Source organism: Ruegeria sp. YTSA064 (assembly GCF_059610325.1).
The window spans coordinates 26264-43215 of sequence record NZ_JBXWNK010000008.1; the positions used below are offsets into that span (position 1 = coordinate 26264).

Below are 16952 nucleotides of genomic sequence, written 5' to 3' on the forward strand. Positions count from 1 at the left end.
CAAGTGGGCAGCTTGCCCTCAAGCATTTTATAGATCACGAATCCAAAACTGCAGTGGTTTTTGGTTTTCAAACTCCTCGCCCACATCCTTCCACGAGAACTGCGCTACCAACCCCGGTAACGGCGTGTATCCCCGCGCGCGCCAGAAGGTATCAAGCGGACGGTAATCGGTGGGTCGCATCGGATGGTTGTCGGGGCGCTGGACGCTGCAGAAGGTGCATTTGGTGAAGCCCAACGCACGCGCATGTTGCTCGCGCAGGTCAAAGAACTTATGCCCTACACCTTGTCCTCGGTAGCGCGGCAACAACACGGACTCTGCGCAGTAGAAGATGTTTGAAAGGTCCAGATCCGTCTCTGCAAAGGCTGCGGCGAAGTCGTCTGCATGATCGGTCAGGGGGGCCCCTGTCGAGGCGCCGACCAACCTGTCGCTATCAAAGGCACCGACAACGATAGCCCTGTCACTGTCCCGATAGGATCGCAGGTATTCCCGTTCATAGGCCAAATCGCCATCATAGAGATATGGCCAGACCCGGAACACCTCGATCCGCAGGCGCGCCACATCGTCCAGCGCAACCTCAAGTGCCGCTCCGGTCAAGGGGCGGACATCCGTGATCTCAGCCATTTGCAACCTGTTTGGTCCAGTCAGCAAGATTGTAGTAGGTCGTCACGCGAGTGATCTTGCCATCCCTGAGGTCAAAGAACGAACCCGCAGGCAGGCGATAGGTCTGGCCATGCGCCTCAGGCAACCCCTCATCGGTTTCCAGATAGGTGCCGTTAACGATAAACTCGGCGGCGGCGCGGGCGCCGTGCTCGGCCTCGAAGATCACGATATCGGTCAGGTTCTCGTGGTAGCAACGATTCATATGGGCGCAGAATGCGGCAAATTTCTCTTTGCCGACGCGTATCTGACCTTCGTTCACATGATGGGCCACGTCATCGGAGAGGCAGGCCAACATGCCTTCCACATCACCCGCATTGAAGGCATCAAAATAGGTTTTTACAGTCGGGTTCATGGTCACTCCGTAGGTTCGCCCCAGCGGTCTTTCAGATGCGAGATGATCTGATCGCGGGTCTGTCGATAGTGACGTAGCTTTTCCTCGCGGGATTCGCCTAATCCGGTAGGGTCCATAATTGGCCAATAATCGACATCGAGGTGAAAAAACCGGGTCAGTTCCAGCGCCTTTCTCTGGCTGGCTGGCGATAGGGCCACAATCAGATCAAACGAGCTGAGATCGTCGCCCCATTCCTCCATCTCGTCGAATGATCGCGAACGGTGGCGGGACAACTCGACTTCGATCTCCTGACAGACAGCTATGCAAAAGCCGTCGATATCAAGATCACCGTGGACACCCGCAGATTGCACATAGGTGCCTGTCCCATAAAATTTCTTCATGATGCCTTCGGCCATGGGGGACCGAACCGAATTGTGGTCGCAACAGAACAGAATGGACTGCGGCAGAGACGTCACCCGTCAGCCTCCGAAATGCAGCACGCAGATTAGCGTGAACAGGCGGCGGGCGGTGTCGGTGTCGATATCGGCTTTGCCTTCCAGCCGTTCCTGTAGCACGCGGCTACCTTCGTTGTGGATACCGCGCCGGGCCATATCGATGGTTTCGATTTGGCTGGGCGGAAGGTTCTTCACCGCGTTGAAATAGCTCTCGCAAATCTGGAAGTAGTCTTTGACCACTTGGCGGAACGGCCCCAGCGACAGATGAAACTCAGCCGCCTTCTCGCTCGCCTCGGTTGCAATGTCGAATACCAGACGTTTGTCGCGGATTGACAGTTGCAAGTGGTATGGCCCGTCCGGGGTTGCCCGGTCGTCGCGCGAAGGAAGGGTGAATGAATTCTCCTCAAGCAGATCATAGATGGCGACCTTGCGCTCCTGCTCGATTTCGGGGGTCGGCGGGGGTAGGTTCCGGTCATCCAGTTCGATATGTGAGATACGGGTCATCTTAACAGTCACAATCCTTACGTCTGCACAGACCTATAACAACGGATTTCAATGGGCAACGCACAGAAGTGGCATCGCCTCAAGTCATTGCGTCTCATCAACCGTTCAACCGGTTCAGGCGTGCCGTAACCGATAATCCGTGCGCCTCAAGGCTTTCCGACTTCGCAAGCATTTCGGCCGCCGGACCGATGATGCGGAGAGCCTCGGGCGTCATTTGGCTGAGCGTGGTTCGTTTGAGGAAATCCATCACGCTGAGTCCTGACGAGAATCGCGCCGAACGTGCGGTTGGCAGCACATGATTAGGGCCGCCGACATAGTCGCCGATGGCTTCGGGCGTATACTGGCCGAGGAAGATGGCACCTGCGTGGATGGTTTTCTGGCTCAGAGCCTCTGGGTCGGACACGCAGAGTTCCAGATGCTCGGGGGCGATACGATTGGACAATGCGGCGGCCTCATTCAGATCACGCACGGTAATCACCGCGCCGAAATCACGCCAACTGGCACCTGCGATGGTACGGCGCTGAAGGGTCTCAAGGCGTTTCTCGACGGCTTGGGCAACGGCCTCACCGAAATCGGCGGCGTCAGTAATAAGAATCGATTGCGCGCATTCGTCATGTTCGGCCTGGCTGAGCAGGTCCAAAGCGATCCAGTCGGGGTCGTTGTCCCTGTCGGCAATGACCAGAATTTCCGAGGGACCGGCGATCATATCGATGCCAACTTTGCCGAAAACGCGGCGTTTGGCAGCCGCAACAAAGGCATTGCCCGGCCCGGTGATCTTGTCGACCGGCGCAATAGTCTCGGTGCCATATGCCAGCGCGGCCACGGCCTGCGCACCTCCGATACGATAGATTTCATCCACACCCGACAGCTGCGCCGCCAGCAGGACCAACGGGTTCGCCTGACCGTCAGGTGTTGGGACGACAATCGCCAGCCGGCCCACGCCAGCCACCTTTGCAGGAATTGCGTTCATCAGAACCGATGAGGGGTATGACGCCAGTCCTCCCGGCACATAGAGCCCCGCAGCCGACACCGCGGACCAGCGCCAGCCGAGCGTCGCCCCGGCCTCATCAGTCCACCGATGGCCCTCGGGCATCTGTTTTTCGTGGTAGGCCCTGATGCGGTCAGCCGCCAGTTCCAGCGCTGCGCGATCCTCTGGCGTAACCCGCGCGACGGCTTCAGCGATCTCATCTGCAGAGAAGGCCATGGTCTCGGGCGTCAGCTCGAGACGGTCGAATTTCGCGGTCAGTTCAATCACCGCCGCGTCGCCTCGGGTCCGCACATCGTCGATGATCTGTGCCACGACCGCGTCCACATCGGGGCTGTCCTCGCGTTTTGCGGATAGCAGCGACTGAAAAGCGGGCTCGAAATCAGCTGCGGTCGTATCGAGGAAAACGGGCATGTAGGGTACTCCGAAGGCGTTTCAACGGGTCTTATAGCCGGGACCGCGTGGCCTCAACCCTTAGCCTACTGGATGCAGCGATTTGCGCATTGGATATTGCGGAAGGCCGTTCCATTCGGTGGGGTCTCCAGCATCCTGCCAACCCTGAGCGACATAGAACCCATGCGCGGTTTTGGTCGCACGCAATTGCGCCTCTGTGCAGCCTTGCGCGCGCAATTCATCCTGCAACTGATGCAGAAGAGTTGCGCCAATTCGTTGCCCAGAGTGATCTGGATCGACATAGAGTAATGAAATCTCACCCTCTGCACGCAGTCCGCCAACCGCTACAACCTCCTCCCTTTTTGTCGCGACCCACAGAGAGGCTCCAGCATCGATCCAGTCTCGGATCGCAGCCGGATCCTTGTTGGCGGTCCATAGGGCAAGCTTCATGGGGTCATCCCGATGATCCGCCTGACACAGATCGCAGAACGAACGGGTCAGAGTCCGGCTCATGCCGAACACATCAAAAACAGTTGCGGGTCGTAATCCTAGACCCTCAGATGGGTTCGAAAACGCCTGAGCGATGCCACGTTTATTGTTCACTCAGGGTGCTGCGGAGCCTGGCCCGAGGGCGCGATGTATGGGCGTGTAACGTCCTTGAGCGTAACGTCTATCACCTCGACCGACAGCCGTATCGCACCATCGCCAGCGAGCGTCAGCAACACCTGACCGGCGCCATCTTCTGCGGGCTCGAATTCAACCGACAACAGGGACAGGATCATATCCTTATCGCTGCGGTCGATACCTTGGCTGGCCACCGACAAAACGGAATCAAACACCAATACTGCCTGCACTCGTTCGAATGCGCGGCCTCGCCGGGCAGCGGCATCTTTGTCTTCCCACCGAAAGCGATTCAGCAACAAGGCAAAGCGACGCTCGGATGGGCGCCATGTCATCTCGGTGACCGGAAAAATCGCGTCCTGCGTCAGGGTCGCGATAACCTGCAGGTCATCGGCATCCTCGGCCCCAAGGTTCAGCGGTGCCTCACGGCCGTCTTTGAAACTCGCGTCTGTCATTGACCCTTAATCCGTTCGATCTTTGCGCCCACGCCTTCCAGCTTGCGCACCACATGTTCATATCCGCGATCCAGATGATAGACCCGGCTGACCACCGTTTCACCTTCCGCCGCCAATCCGGCAAGGATCAACGAGACCGAAGCCCGCAGATCGGTCGCCATCACCGGCGCGCCTTTCAAGCGCTCAACCCCGGTGACGGTGGCCGTGCCACCATGCACCTCAATATTCGCACCCATGCGCACCAATTCGGGGGCGTGCATAAAACGATTTTCAAAGATGCGTTCCTCAAGCACCGAAGTTCCCTCAGCTGTACACATCAGCGCCATCATCTGCGCCTGCAAATCGGTTGGAAATCCGGGGAACGGTTCGGTAACAACATCAACCGAGCTTACGCGCCCGTTCTTGCGCGTCACTTTCAGGCCTTTGTCGGTCTCTGCCACACTGACCCCTGCCGCATCCAACTTGGCAGCAAAACTCTCAACCAGCCGCATACGGCCACCTAACAGCTCGACCTCGCCTCCGCAGATCGCAGGGGCCAGCATATAAGTGCCCAACTCGATCCGGTCGGTCACCACCTGATGGGTGGCACCGTGCAGCCGGTCGACACCTTGAATTTCGATGGTCGAACTACCCTCACCGGAAATTTGCGCGCCCATCTTGCGCAGGCATTCCACCAGATCGACAATCTCAGGCTCGCGCGCAGCGTTCTTAAGTACTGTCGTACCCTTAGCCAGCGTGGCAGCCATGACGATATTCTCAGTCGCACCAACCGAGGCAAATCGCATTTCGTGCACGGCACCTTTCAGACCACCGGGTGCCTTGGCGTGTAGATAGCCATCTTTCAATTCGATTTCGGCACCCAGCGCCTCTAACCCTTCGACATGCAAATCCATCGGGCGCGCGCCGATCGCACAGCCACCAGGCAGCGAGACAACCGCCTGCCCAAACCGCGCAAGCAACGGTCCGAGTACCAGATTCGAAGCGCGCATCTTACGAACGATGTCATAATCAGCAACATGGCTGGTCAGGCTGTGGCTCGACATCGCAATCACCTGCCCATCCTGCAATGCGGACACTTCAGCCCCAAGAGATTGAAGCAATGCGGTCATTGTCTTGATGTCACTAAGGCGCGGCGCATTGGTCAGCGTCAGCGGTTCTTCGCTGAGCAACGTCGCAGGCATCAGCGTCAGGCACGCATTCTTCGCCCCTGCAATGGGAATCTGCCCACTCAGCGGACCGTTGCCCGTCACCAGAATCGAATCCATCTGCTCTTATCCCTCGTCCTTGTCGGCCTTGTGCCCGGACGCTGCCCGCGCTTTCGCCTGTGCCTTACGCCGCGCCATATTCGCCTTCAGAGCCGCCTTCAAACGGTCCTCGCGCGTTTCCCCGGATTTGCCGTGTTTTTTGGGTGAATTTTTGTCTGCCATTGTCTTTCTCTACAGCAGTGGAAAAAAACCGTCCAGACACCCTTGCGCCGCGTTTCGTTTGAGTCTAATCACCCGCCCACAGCGCTGCTGTAGCTCAGAGGTAGAGCACTCCCTTGGTAAGGGAGAGGTCGAGAGTTCAATTCTCTCCAGCAGCACCATCTCGCTTTTTGATCCCGAAATCCCCCCTAAATACTTGAAAGGGAATGATAATTCGGGAGTTCCATACACGCCATTTAGGCCGTACCTTAATGGCTCTGCAAATGCCAATCTGAGTACAGTTTGGCGCATAGCGTAGTCACCATTTTTATAAACATTCCAAGGACTTGATAGGAACCGTAGTGAGAGTTCCATACACTCCTCCAGCCGTCCCTTGTCAGGCACGGCAGCATCGATCTTTTCTTGGAGTACCATTTTGTCGCGTTCGAGCCTATCGATACGCGTTTCATAGGCGCTCACGACGGATGCATTGCTTGCTTCGACAATTCGGTCGAGCAAGCCATCGATTTGCTTGTTGGTATCATCCAACTTTTTCTGCATCGCTTCCTTTTCGCCTAGGGCGATTGCAAAACGCATATCCCAGGCATCGCGTAACATAGCCTTCGCCAGATCGAAGAGTTCTCTGGCTGGCTGCAAACCCCTCAGGATTTCAGCAAAGCTGTCCTCCAGCTTCGCCTTGGGGACTGATTTACTTTTGGCTTCACAGCCACGGGTTTCGCACCTGTAGTACGCGTAGTGACGGTACTTACCCTTTGACCAAGCGGCAGTCATCGCGTTGCTGCAGCAATCACATGCAACAAAGCCGCGCAATGGGAAGTCTTCGTTGTGGTCTTTGCGCGCTGGATAATGGCGTTTGCGCCCCTCCAGAACGTCTTGCACCTTTTGGAAGGTCGCAAAGCTAACGAGACCATCATGCTGCCCTTTGCGGGTACTCACTCCCCATTTGGGGGCCTCGACGTAACCGGCGTAAACAACCTTCTTAAGCAGACGATTCACTGTCATTGGTCGCAATTTGCCGTCCGGTTTGTCTTTTGGGAAATGTGGGCTGCGTTCCAAGAAACGCTGCACTTCGGCTTGAGAGCCAAAGTGACCTGATGCGTAACCTTCAAGCGCATCCGTTACAATGGGCGCAAGCACCGGATCGGGTTCGAGAACCTTGCCACCACCAGAAGGCGCTGACACGTAACGATATCCAACAGGCGCACGGAAAACCCAAAAGCCATTCTCGACGCGCGCCTTCATTTTCTGAACAACTTGGCGACGGTTCTGTTCGCGCTCCAATTCACCTTGAGCCGCGATCACCGTCTCGATGAACTTACCTTCTGGGGTATCTTCAAAGCGGAAATTCAAGCATTCGATCGTTGCGCCACGCTTGGCGAACTCACGGCGTAGTTTCAAATGAAATTCCGTATCGCGGGCGAAGCGCTTCAGATCGTCAAAAATCACGACATATGGCTTGCCCTTTTGTGCATCAAGAAAGCTAAGCAGAGCGACCATGCCGGGGCGATGCATGAAATCGCCGCCACCGCTGACATCATCAGGAAATACCGCTTCCACGGCATAACCCTTTTCATCGGCATATGCGCGGCAGCGTTGTTCCTGACTTTCAAGCCCGCTACCTTCTAGTCGCTGCTTGGTTGATGACACGCGGCAATAGACCAATGCCCGAGTTACTTCAGCGCTTTTTGAATACTCATCTTTCATTCTAACTCCAAACTGCCTTCACGCTCATTAGCGCGGGCGTCCTCGTCATCTTGGGGGTATTCCAAGCTTAGCGCATCTGAATATTCATCGGTGGATAGAGTGCTTGTCCCAGCATCTTTTCCACAGACTTCCTGAAGCGGATGCACACCGAACCCCAGCTCAACAAAACTCATCATGATATTCCAAAGCGATTGAAGGAACTCGGCCTTCTGAACTTCGGTCAAGTCGCTTTCATCAAGGAAGTGTTGATAGCGCTCCACATCCACCGATAGGGTTGGCTTTGTAGAGGTGTCGAACTCGAACTTAAGGCCGTCACAGCCTGTTTTGTCATTCAGTTTTTCAACCATTTTATCACCTAACTTCATTTTATCATAAACTCCTAAAAACGGCTAATTTCAGCGGGTTACAGCGTGATTTCCTGCATAAGTTGCGATTGATGTGTTTCTAGCGGCTCCACGATCGTTGACGTCGTTCATACCCAGATCGGCGGTCCACAGATTTTTGAAAATCCCGTTTCACTTCTTCGCGTTTGAAGGCCCGTTTCTCGCAGGTTTCGAGCATAGTGCGCAGAACTTCGGTTTCGTCGCGATCAATCCGGGCCATGTCTTTTTTGTGGGCATCGATCACTTGAGCTTTCGCACGGCGATTAATGTCATTCTTGTCGAAGTTATCGGCACCAAAGAACTTTGGTGTGAACTGGCGTTTCACGGAGCCTGCTTCATCGATCAGGCGCTTGCGGGTTTCTTGAAACCGCAAATTGCGATCAAGCTGAAATGCCCGTTCGGTGTAGCGGCGTTTGGCATCGAAATCCCCAGCAATTTTGGAATAGGTTTTCCATTCCTTGTTGTTCATGACGCGGGCTAGTTGATGGCGCAGCTCATAAAGCTCACCCTTTGGATTGAAGTGAGCACGAAGTTCATTGGATGACTCTGGCATCATAGTCTCCCTTGGTTTCGGGCCGACATTTGTGGCCAGATCACAGATTTTGCTATGCTGAATCCAATATGAAATTCAGCTTCATCAACGATATTGTGGATTGGCTTGAGCCAATGGATTACGAAACCTTCTGGGAAGAGATCAGACCTTTTTGCTTGATCATGCTGCCCCGTGAGAAATGCGACACCGACATTGCCAATGGTGATGTCGATGAAGAAACCGTTCTCCACGTCGTGAAGAATTTGGCCAGGGTGGAATTGGCTTCCATTCTGGAACTCGAATGGCGTGTTGATTGGCCCGAAGAGACAATCCATTAGCGCGTCTCCTCATGGAAGAAACGCACCCAAGCGCAGTTGCCACCTGTCGCCGGAACATCGAATTCACCATAGGGTCCGATGAAGCGACAGCGCACATAGATGCGCGGCACGGATAGGCTCATGCCATGACCGTTGTCTCGCCAAGTGTATGACCAAATCACATGCGGCAATCCGAGCGTATGGAAGGTCAGCCACAACGCTGCCAAGGGTCCGACCCACAAAAGATAACTGGGCTTGAACAAGCGCGGAGTCATTGTTCACCCTCTGGCACTATGTTGATTGTTACTTTTGGTTCACCGATCGCGCGCGAAATTCGCTCGCATTCTTCGAATGAGCTAAAGCCAAAATACTGCTTCACGATCGCATTCTCTTCGATCGTTGCCGCTTCTTTGTCAGAGTAGGCCCGCTGTATCTCGGACCGCGACTGCGCGATGAAATGCAAGTTGCCGCCATAACCGCGAATAACGGTCATGGCTGAGATAAGCGACTTGAGCGGCGCATTGGTTGCTTCATCCAAGATGAAATCAACCGGCACGCCAGCTCCGAAGAGCACAGCATCAACGAAAGACTGGAGGTGCAGCGCATAAACGGCGGCTCAACGTGCTCGATCATGGGTTTATAATCGGAAGAACAGCTTGAGGGAAAAAGTGAAGAGCGGCGACATTGATTGGCAAGGCTCTAGTACATGGCTAGACATAGTTTTCTTTTCCCCTGTCGTCATCTTTGGGTTCACTTTTGGGAAAGACGAGAACTTTATCCCTGTTTGGCGGTATCTTCGTTGCCAATGCCCTCGCAATGGGATTGGCGTTTGGATGTTTGTCCTTGCTACTTGGAATCAGGCTAATGCAAAATCGTCCAAAACCACTCGTTTCACCTTAGGCGAGTGAACTTCCGCTTTGAGCTCAACGCGGTCATCTGACAAAAACTGTCGGATGACGGCTTTCCAGCGAAACCCCCTTCCCGCACTTAAACGCATTTTTCAAAATGTCCCTCAACCTTTGGCGGGCCCACCTAAGCGGTCCACTTCCCAGTAGTGAAACTTTAGAACGAAGTAGATATAGGCAGACAAACCTGCCGCAACGAAGCACCAGATTGACGTGAAGGCATGAGAAGCAAAAAAGAACCCCAAAGCAACGGAAACGACAATTAGATACCCGAAACCTCGCAAACCTTTATCGCTCGATCCTACAAGCGGAACGCAGATCACCAAAGCGTAGAAAACACGTGCAAAGTTCCTCGTAATTTCGGAGGGGTACGTTTCTATGTTTTCATACTGAATGGAGTGATGAACGAGGCCGATATCTAGGTTTTCTGGTGACAACAACACTGGTAAGTAAAGCAACAAGCCAAGGCAGAAACCAATTCCGCAAATCCCTTGGAATATGAGCCTGTGACGCCGGTTACTTTCGATCGAAGCCGCGGACAGCGGAACCCAAAACGGCCAAAAAAAATAGGCAAAGAAAAGAAACGTCAACGCAGCTGCCGAAGAAGGGTTCGCCGACGGGTTATCAATGGACACCCACAAAAAGCCTTCGGACAATTGCTGAATCCCAAAGAAAAGTGGAAAGCTGGCTAGCGGAAGAAATCGTTCGCCCATTTGCAACGCCAAACGTATCGTAAGACCACTGCAGGCTATGATTGCTGCACCGGCTACAAAACTGGCTTGTGATGAGAAACACATGCTTAGACCACCTCTGCCGTTTTACATAGCTGAAGTCGTTGAAGCAAAGAACACTTTTCATTCCGAAGTACTGGCTTGTGCTGCCCAAAGGGGCATTGTCTGTTGTCTGGCCAACTATTTAGGAAACGGTGCTGTCAGGTAAATTCGGACCAGTCAAATCGGACCAACCAGCGGAATGTTGGTCGTTAAGCGCCGACGATCTCAGCGGCCGGGTCCGCGAAGAAATTGGTTAAAAAGTTAAGTGTCTTTATGTTTTCTTCCGACGTACCAAGGAATGCCGATAGCCTGTGCTACGCGGATTTTCGGGCTCGTCTTTTGACCTTCTTCCCCATGCTGTTTGTCTTGACCAATGAAATCGCTCCGGCCTTGAGTTTACAGTTGAGGAAGTGACTTCAACGCTGGCTTGCAGCTATCAGGAAAAATCGCGGCATTGAGGCTCACCTTAACTAAAAAGTATCCATCACTCGGAATTAGCCGCGCTGCCAACGATCCGTCCCTCCGGTCCAGTTGATAGCGCGAGTTGCGAATCCAATCCGGGCTTTGCCGGCTATCACATGCACCCCAAACCTGTAACCTGCGCGTGCCACCCATCCCTCGGGCGCCGTTTTTTTTCGGTCCAACCGTCTGAATTGTACGTATTAGCAATATCACAAATCACGAACGGTTTGTCTTGTAATTTGATCCCGCTGCTCCACTGGCAGCAAACACTCCAGTTATGCTCAGTGGAACTGAGATCACGAATTATTTGGAATTGGGAGGAAAATCATGACCAATAGTTTAGACGTGAAAACCACATGGGCTTCGGTAATGGATGAAACCAAAAACCCACTAAGAAATCAGTCCTTACCCGTGGCCCATTTGCTGATGCAAATGTTGGCATGGATGTGGAGCGCAATTTTCTCGCTTATGGTCGGCAGTTACTTCGTGTTCGGCGTAACAGCGTCGGCGCATATGCTACTGATAGGCGGTCTCTTTGTAACACTGTTGGTGTTCAGAAAGTCGGAAGTGACTAAAATCGACTAATTCGCTTCTGTTGCTTGCGGGTTTCTTCTGTGCCCCGGTGGTCCATAGAGTTCCTGCTCGGTCGTTATGGCGTGGTCTGGCGGTTCGACGCCGTGATGGTTCAAGACCCGAAAATTGCGGCAGAACTGGAACATAGTCGCGTCCCACCTGCCAGCCGTCGTACGAAAGCGTAGATCGCTGAATCTTGCCGCCATCTGGCACAGGCGCGGCCTCCATGTTCGTCCAACCTTTGGCCTAGCTGCGCTGCGGCAGGTTTGCTTTGCTTGGACGACCGCTGTGCGGATAACGCGGACACGCAGCGTAAGAAAATATTCGATCGAACAGAGCGCATCGCCGCTCAGATGACAGTTCGGACATATCGCACAATTTTGTGTATGATGCCGCCGAGCCATACGCTCAAACAAATTCGGACAATATTTAATGTGGAGACGATAGATGCAGCATTTGCATACTAAAGCCCGCAATACTTTTGTCGCCTGTATTAGCTCGTTTCTTGTTTTCGTGCCCGCAATCTCAGCGGAGGCTAATTTCCAGACGACATGCAACCCAAAAGCGGACCAGGCTTTCAACGAAGGTCTGAATCTCATTCACAACATGATGTACATTCAAGCCGAAGAAGCGTTCAACAAAGCAGCGTCTGCGGAACCAACTTGTGCCATGGCACAGTGGGGCATCGCGATGTCGAACTTTCACCCTCTTTGGCCGGGCACTCCCAGTGAAGCCGAAACAGAGAGAGGGTCTGCTGCAGCGGAAAGACTCGGGTCAATGTCCTCCGAAAGCGCCATTGAACAAGCATTGATCGACGCCGCCGTTGCTTTCTACGCCTCAAGCCAGGAAGGCTACCGCGCTCAGCTAAAATCGTGGGCGGAGAAACAGGTGGCAGCTGCGGACCAACATGCAGACGACTTGGATGCCGCGGCATTTGCGGCGCTGGCGCGCCTTGCAACGGCGCCGCGAGGGGCCGACGGAATCAAAGTAAAGTCGCAGGTGGGAGATACGCTCGACGCGCTTCATCAAAAGGCACCAGAACATCCTGGCGTCATTCACTACGCGATCCACGCCTATGACAATCCACTACTCAAGGAGCGAGGCAGGCCGTACGCCGAGATATACGATAAAACGGCTCCAAGCGCTCCACATGCGCTGCATATGCCCGCTCATATCTTTACACGAACAGGAGAGTGGGAAAAATCAATTGATCTGAATAGCCGGTCCGCTGAAGCCGCTCTTGAGCAATCAAAAGACGTGGTACAAAGCCACTATGCGCACGCGATCGATTACATGGTTTACGGCCACCTACAACTTGGGAACACAGACGAAGCTGCAGGGCTGGTCGACGAAATGCTCGCAATTCAAAATCATCAGGCCAGTTTCGGAAGCGCTTATGCGTTAGCGGCTGCACCCGTTCGGCTGCCTCTTGAGCAGGGACAATGGGACGTCGCGGCGGCACTGTCGCCTGAGATGCATCCGGTCATTCCATGGGAGAAATTTCCACAAACTGTTGCCATGCGATGGTTCGCGATCGGTATCGGCGCGGCCCGTAGCGGTGATGTCGATACAGCGCAGAGCGCGCTTGCGGAGCTCAAGTCTTTGCACGCTATGATGAAGGAGCGTGGGCAGGGCTATTGGGCGCAGTTGACCGAAGCACAGATCATGTCGGTGGAAGCCTGGATTGAACTGGCGGGTGGGGGCTCTGAGACCGCAGTTGCTAAGCAGGCAGCCGCGGCTGATCTCGAGGATAAGATCGGCAAAAGCCCGGTTACACCCGGCCACGTCCTTCCGGCACGAGAACTTCTCGGGGACATGCTGATGGAGCTTGGAAAACCCAATGAAGCTGCGGTCGCTTATCAGGCGACGCTGGATCTTTCTCCAAACAGAGCAAGAAGCCTCGTGGCACTTCAATAAGTGGCAACAACACACTTGGTCGGTGCTTTGTAGTTTTTGCAGCAGTATCGATCGCTTTGGGCAAAAGCAACCGCATAGCGATCATGGCTCGAACGACTGCCATGCGGGACAAAGCTGACTATGTCTTTTTGGCCGCCCCGGCTTGGCTTAAACCACCGGAGAACTTCAGAAATGGAAGATTTCGGAAAAGGTTATGCCATAACACGCTTCGAAACGAACCGCGCTTTCGAAAGCCGTAATTTTCAAAACATTTTTTGAGTCGTCGGCGCGACGGTGTTGGCATGAGAGATACGATCAGCCCCTCTTCGCAACTCGCCGCTATAGTGGCACGATGGATCAACACCTAAACCAGCCTTGTCCCGCGCATACTGTTCGAAGGTGAATGCCATTTCGATCTGATTTGGGCTGTTGATAAACTGCCCAAATTCCACACCAGTTTCTTGCGCGGGAATGACCGGCGGCATGACCTACCATGCAATCAGGGGAACAGATGCTGCCGGCGAGCCAGGCAGCCATTTTCCTGTCTGCGTATCTTCCGGTTACGTGGCGTAGCTTAAGTGCGTGATTCGATGCAGAGGGGTAGTCGGAGATGGGCGATGCCAAATACCGAAATGATGCCGGGCGACCGCATCGCGACCGCCCGGCACAACAGCTTATTCAGCCGGCGCAGCGTGCTTTTGCCGCAATCCGTCGCGATACAGCGCCTTAGCAAGCGCCACGCACATCAGCCCCATGACCATTGTAAATGGCAATGCGCCGATGATCATTGCATTTCGCAACGCATCCATCGGATTGTTCTCACCCGCAGCAAGTATGAGCGCGCCGATCACTGCGGTCAGGATCAGACCCCAGATGATCTTGTGCTTGTTGCCAATATTCTGATCGCCACCCGACATGATGGTGTTCATCACCAGAATACCCGAGTCTGCCGATGTGACCAGGAACGTCATGATCAGTACAACGCACATCACGGTGATGCCGGACAGCAACCCGCCCGAGATCATCTCTTGCAGAGTGACGAACAGCTTGGCGGTGTTCGATGCACCGATGATGGCGCCTTCGGCCGTGCCGTTCAGTTCCAGATCGATCGCGGTGCCACCCAGTATGGTCATCCAAGCAAAGCAGACCAGCGCTGGTGCGAATACACAGCCAACGATGAACTCACGAACTGAACGCCCTTTGGAGATGCGCGCCAAGAACAGGCCCACAAAGGGCGAGAACGCGATCCACCAGGCCCAGTAGAACGTGGTCCAACCTGCCTGCCAACCAAACTGGCGACCCGGATCACCAGCGGCGTATACCGAAGCGAGAACGGATTCAGGCAAAGCTGCGGCGTCGCCTTCAAGTCCTGATTTGAACCCGTCAAACGAACCCCAGGGGTTGGTTGCACCGCTGTACAGGGCATCGGCAAATGGGGCAGCTTCGCTTGGCAACGCTGCATCAAATGCTGCCGCTGACTGCGGGTTGAACGCGCCAAAGCTGAGCGAGATGAAATGCAGGATGTAGTCGATGAACGCCGTTGCATAGGTGGTCATTGCAAACAGGAACGACCCGAATACGACGAAGACCAGCAGCAGGATCAGAGACAACACCAGATTTAGGTTAGACAGATACTTAACGCCACGACCAACACCCGAAACAGCCGATATGATCGATAGGCCCATGATGACGATCAGACCCGCCAACAGACCTACTGTACTTGGCGTCGGCACTTCTCCGTTCAGATCCATGATCCATCCCATACCGGTGATGGCATAAAGACCGTCGATAAACTGTGAAACGCCAAAACCGATCGTTACCGAGACACCCAGGATTGTTGCAACAACACCCAGAACGTCCACGACGTGGCCAAGAAAACCGTTCATCAGCTTGCCGAACAAAGGTGTCAGCGCAGTGCGGATCGTTAGCGGCATGTTGCGCGTGTAGGCATAGTAGGCCAGCGACAAGCCCGTCACGACATAGATCGCCCAGGCATGAAACCCGTAGTGCAGGAAGGTATAACGATACCCCGACTGCAGTGCCTCTTCGGTATTACCAACTACCTGTTCGGCGATCACAACCGGATTTGACCCCCAAAGGCCCAGAGGTTCGGCGGTGGCAAATACCATCAGACCGACGCCCAGACCGGCGCCGAACATCATAGAAAACCACGAGAAATCCGAAAATTCCGGTTTTTCACCCTCCGGCCCCATGAGTCGTTTACCAGTTTGCGGCAGCGCAGCCACAACAAACAGGAAAAAGGCAAAGAAGCCGACGATGATGATATAGAAGGCGTTAAAGTCTTCCAGCAGGCGAGAGTTCAGGCTGCCAAGAACACCGTTTGCATTCGCGGGCCAGACCAATGCCCAGATCACCAGCGCGACCATGATTGACTTGCTGAGCAAGGCAATTTCGACGCTGTGGCCTTCGTAAAACCCACCCGAAGATCGCTTGATCTCCAGATCGGTAAAAGGATCCTTCATAGACATGTGATTCCTCCCTGTTCGCACGTGTCCCGATTTCCAGGTCATTCTCTTCTGGCACCCCGGATTTGCACCACAAAGCCCTAAGTCAGCAGGGCCTCAATTTTGTTAAGTGTCGCTACGTTCACCGCAACGCCATCAGATTTTGCTGCCAATCGTTTTGCACGGCGGCCATCTCCGGGCAAATGTGCGCCCTCTTGCGACCGGATCGCTTCGACAAGATCGACAATTCCTGTTGAAAATGCGTCATTCGCCGTCGCATTTGCGTCAATCGCAATAAAGAACTGCCCCGTCTTCGGCGGACCACCGACCGTGCCAGAAAACGGAGAGGCGTGGATTCCCAATGTCGCGCCGGTCAGAGCAGCAGCCAGAACTTCGGTCAGCAGCGCGATGCCAACACCTTTGTAACCACCCGACGGCGCCATCGAACCCTTGAGGCCCACATTCGGATCAGTGGTTGGATTTCCTTCTTCGTCCAGCGCCCAACCAACAGGGATCGGCCTGCCTTCACGTGCGTGTTTCATGACTTCGCTTTTGGCGATGGTGCTGGCGCTCTGGTCAATCAAAAGGGCGGGCTGGCCGTCCGTACCCGGAGCGGCGATTGAAAACGGATTGGTGCCGACCACCGGCTTGGCTCCGCCGGAGGGCGCAATTGAGGCCGGAGCGTTGGTGAAACCCAGACCTACCAGGCCGGCCTGCGCCAGACGATAAGTGTGATATCCAAGAACGCCGCAGTTATAGCTGTTTCTGATCGCCAGCGCCGCAATCCCCTGCGCGCGGGCAGCGGGGATCAAGGCGTCGAACCCGGCTTCTATGGCGGAATGCGCAAATCCGGTGGCAGCATCGACTGTAACGACGCCGGGGCGTGGCTGCGCCAGAACGGGCTGTGCCAGCCCATCAACCTTGCCGCATTGAACATGCTCACAGTAGATCGGGATATAGGCCAGACCATGGCTGGCAACCCCGTCAGCCTCGGTTGCCGCGGTCGCAACCGCCAAGGGACGCGCGTTTTCTTCGCTCGTCCCCGCAGCCACCAGCGCGCGAAAGGACAGGTCTTCAATTTCAGCAAGTGAAAGGGTGCGGGTTTCAATCATGT

General features: G+C 54.6%; 20 protein-coding genes, 1 tRNA gene and 1 pseudogene. 4 read left to right on the forward strand and 18 right to left on the reverse strand.

The features are described from left to right. Positions 1–27 precede the first annotated feature (27 nt). From AC2FI7_RS13145 to AC2FI7_RS13185, 9 genes are all read right to left on the reverse strand, one after another. Positions 28–621 carry a GNAT family N-acetyltransferase gene (locus AC2FI7_RS13145; protein WP_496816172.1) on the reverse strand — a complete coding sequence of 198 codons (594 nt, stop codon included), beginning with the start codon at positions 619–621 and terminating at the stop codon, positions 28–30. Next, the gene (locus AC2FI7_RS13150) at positions 614–1012 is read right to left on the reverse strand and encodes a ketosteroid isomerase-related protein (protein WP_029621900.1); all 399 of its coding nucleotides are present in this window, start codon (positions 1010–1012) and stop codon (positions 614–616) included. The genes AC2FI7_RS13145 and AC2FI7_RS13150 overlap by 8 nt, the downstream gene beginning before the upstream one ends. 2 nt (positions 1013–1014) lie before the next feature. Further along, positions 1015–1467 carry an arsenate-mycothiol transferase ArsC gene (locus tag AC2FI7_RS13155; protein WP_010441093.1) on the reverse strand — a complete coding sequence of 151 codons (453 nt, stop codon included), beginning with the start codon at positions 1465–1467 and terminating at the stop codon, positions 1015–1017. A 3-nt stretch (positions 1468–1470) separates the two neighbouring features. Further along, complete coding sequence (locus tag AC2FI7_RS13160; protein ID WP_010441091.1) at positions 1471–1950, reverse strand: UPF0262 family protein; 480 nt, start codon at positions 1948–1950, stop codon at positions 1471–1473. A gap of 97 nt (positions 1951–2047) precedes the next feature. Further along, a complete protein-coding gene (gene hisD / locus AC2FI7_RS13165; protein WP_010441090.1) occupies positions 2048–3349 on the reverse strand; it encodes a histidinol dehydrogenase in 1302 nt (433 codons plus the stop codon). 60 nt (positions 3350–3409) lie between these two features. Continuing rightward, the gene (locus tag AC2FI7_RS13170) at positions 3410–3931 is read right to left on the reverse strand and encodes a GNAT family N-acetyltransferase (RefSeq protein ID WP_010441088.1); all 522 of its coding nucleotides are present in this window, start codon (positions 3929–3931) and stop codon (positions 3410–3412) included. After that, a complete protein-coding gene (locus tag AC2FI7_RS13175) occupies positions 3928–4404 on the reverse strand; it encodes a DUF2948 family protein (RefSeq protein ID WP_010441087.1) in 477 nt (158 codons plus the stop codon). The genes AC2FI7_RS13170 and AC2FI7_RS13175 overlap by 4 nt, the downstream gene beginning before the upstream one ends. Continuing rightward, positions 4401–5669, reverse strand: coding sequence for a UDP-N-acetylglucosamine 1-carboxyvinyltransferase (gene murA, locus AC2FI7_RS13180; protein ID WP_170780747.1), 1269 nt, complete (start codon positions 5667–5669; stop codon positions 4401–4403). The genes AC2FI7_RS13175 and murA overlap by 4 nt, the downstream gene beginning before the upstream one ends. 6 nt (positions 5670–5675) lie before the next feature. After that, positions 5676–5831 (reverse strand): hypothetical protein, encoded by a 156-nt coding sequence (locus AC2FI7_RS13185; protein WP_010441084.1) that lies wholly within the window; start codon positions 5829–5831, stop codon positions 5676–5678. Positions 5832–5914: 83 nt separating this feature from the next. Between AC2FI7_RS13185 and AC2FI7_RS13190 the strand changes: the two genes are divergently transcribed. Next, positions 5915–5989 (forward strand) — tRNA-Thr (locus AC2FI7_RS13190). Positions 5990–6536: 547 nt separating this feature from the next. On the opposite strand, the pseudogene AC2FI7_RS13195 reads toward AC2FI7_RS13190, so the two are convergent. The 3 genes and pseudogenes from AC2FI7_RS13195 to AC2FI7_RS13205 form a co-directional block, all read right to left on the reverse strand. Further along, positions 6537–7532: pseudogene (locus AC2FI7_RS13195) on the reverse strand (recombinase family protein); the annotation flags it as partial. After that, on the reverse strand, positions 7529–7897 hold the full coding sequence (locus AC2FI7_RS13200; RefSeq protein WP_010441080.1) for a hypothetical protein: 369 nt from the start codon (positions 7895–7897) through the stop codon (positions 7529–7531). The pseudogene AC2FI7_RS13195 and the gene AC2FI7_RS13200, both read right to left, overlap by 4 nt. A 79-nt stretch (positions 7898–7976) precedes the next feature. After that, positions 7977–8468: a hypothetical protein gene (locus AC2FI7_RS13205; protein ID WP_010441078.1), complete on the reverse strand. Its 492-nt coding sequence runs from the start codon at positions 8466–8468 to the stop codon at positions 7977–7979. A 68-nt stretch (positions 8469–8536) separates the two neighbouring features. On the opposite strand from AC2FI7_RS13205, the gene AC2FI7_RS13210 reads away from it, so the two are divergent. Beyond that, the gene (locus AC2FI7_RS13210; protein ID WP_010441076.1) at positions 8537–8785 is read left to right on the forward strand and encodes a hypothetical protein; all 249 of its coding nucleotides are present in this window, start codon (positions 8537–8539) and stop codon (positions 8783–8785) included. On the opposite strand, the gene AC2FI7_RS13215 is transcribed toward AC2FI7_RS13210, so the two are convergent. The 3 genes from AC2FI7_RS13215 to AC2FI7_RS13225 all read right to left on the reverse strand — a co-directional run bounded on the left by AC2FI7_RS13215 (position 8782) and on the right by AC2FI7_RS13225 (position 10466). Further along, entirely contained in the window at positions 8782–9039 is a 258-nt protein-coding gene (locus tag AC2FI7_RS13215) for a hypothetical protein (RefSeq protein ID WP_010441075.1), read from the reverse strand. The two genes, AC2FI7_RS13210 and AC2FI7_RS13215, sit on opposite strands and share 4 nt — an antisense overlap. Then, positions 9036–9320 carry a TraM recognition domain-containing protein gene (locus AC2FI7_RS13220; RefSeq protein WP_496816174.1) on the reverse strand — a complete coding sequence of 95 codons (285 nt, stop codon included), beginning with the start codon at positions 9318–9320 and terminating at the stop codon, positions 9036–9038. The genes AC2FI7_RS13215 and AC2FI7_RS13220 overlap by 4 nt, the downstream gene beginning before the upstream one ends. A 456-nt stretch (positions 9321–9776) precedes the next feature. Then, positions 9777–10466, reverse strand: a complete 690-nt coding sequence (locus AC2FI7_RS13225) for a DUF6629 family protein (RefSeq protein ID WP_120981271.1) — start codon at positions 10464–10466, stop codon at positions 9777–9779. A gap of 765 nt (positions 10467–11231) precedes the next feature. Here AC2FI7_RS13225 and AC2FI7_RS13230 point away from each other — a divergent pair. Beyond that, positions 11232–11489, forward strand: coding sequence for a hypothetical protein (locus tag AC2FI7_RS13230; RefSeq protein WP_496816175.1), 258 nt, complete (start codon positions 11232–11234; stop codon positions 11487–11489). Between the two features lie 594 nt (positions 11490–12083). Then, entirely contained in the window at positions 12084–13394 is a 1311-nt protein-coding gene (locus tag AC2FI7_RS13235) for a tetratricopeptide repeat protein (protein WP_139056601.1), read from the forward strand. Positions 13395–13636: 242 nt separating this feature from the next. Here the strand turns inward: AC2FI7_RS13235 and AC2FI7_RS13240 are convergent, their stop codons facing one another. The 3 genes from AC2FI7_RS13240 to AC2FI7_RS13250 all read right to left on the reverse strand — a co-directional run bounded on the left by AC2FI7_RS13240 (position 13637) and on the right by AC2FI7_RS13250 (position 16950). Beyond that, complete coding sequence (locus tag AC2FI7_RS13240) at positions 13637–13858, reverse strand: hypothetical protein (RefSeq protein ID WP_010441066.1); 222 nt, start codon at positions 13856–13858, stop codon at positions 13637–13639. 189 nt (positions 13859–14047) lie between these two features. Next, entirely contained in the window at positions 14048–15862 is a 1815-nt protein-coding gene (locus tag AC2FI7_RS13245) for a BCCT family transporter (protein ID WP_010441063.1), read from the reverse strand. 77 nt (positions 15863–15939) lie between these two features. Further along, positions 15940–16950 (reverse strand): Ldh family oxidoreductase, encoded by a 1011-nt coding sequence (locus tag AC2FI7_RS13250; protein WP_010441061.1) that lies wholly within the window; start codon positions 16948–16950, stop codon positions 15940–15942. Positions 16951–16952 lie beyond the last annotated feature (2 nt).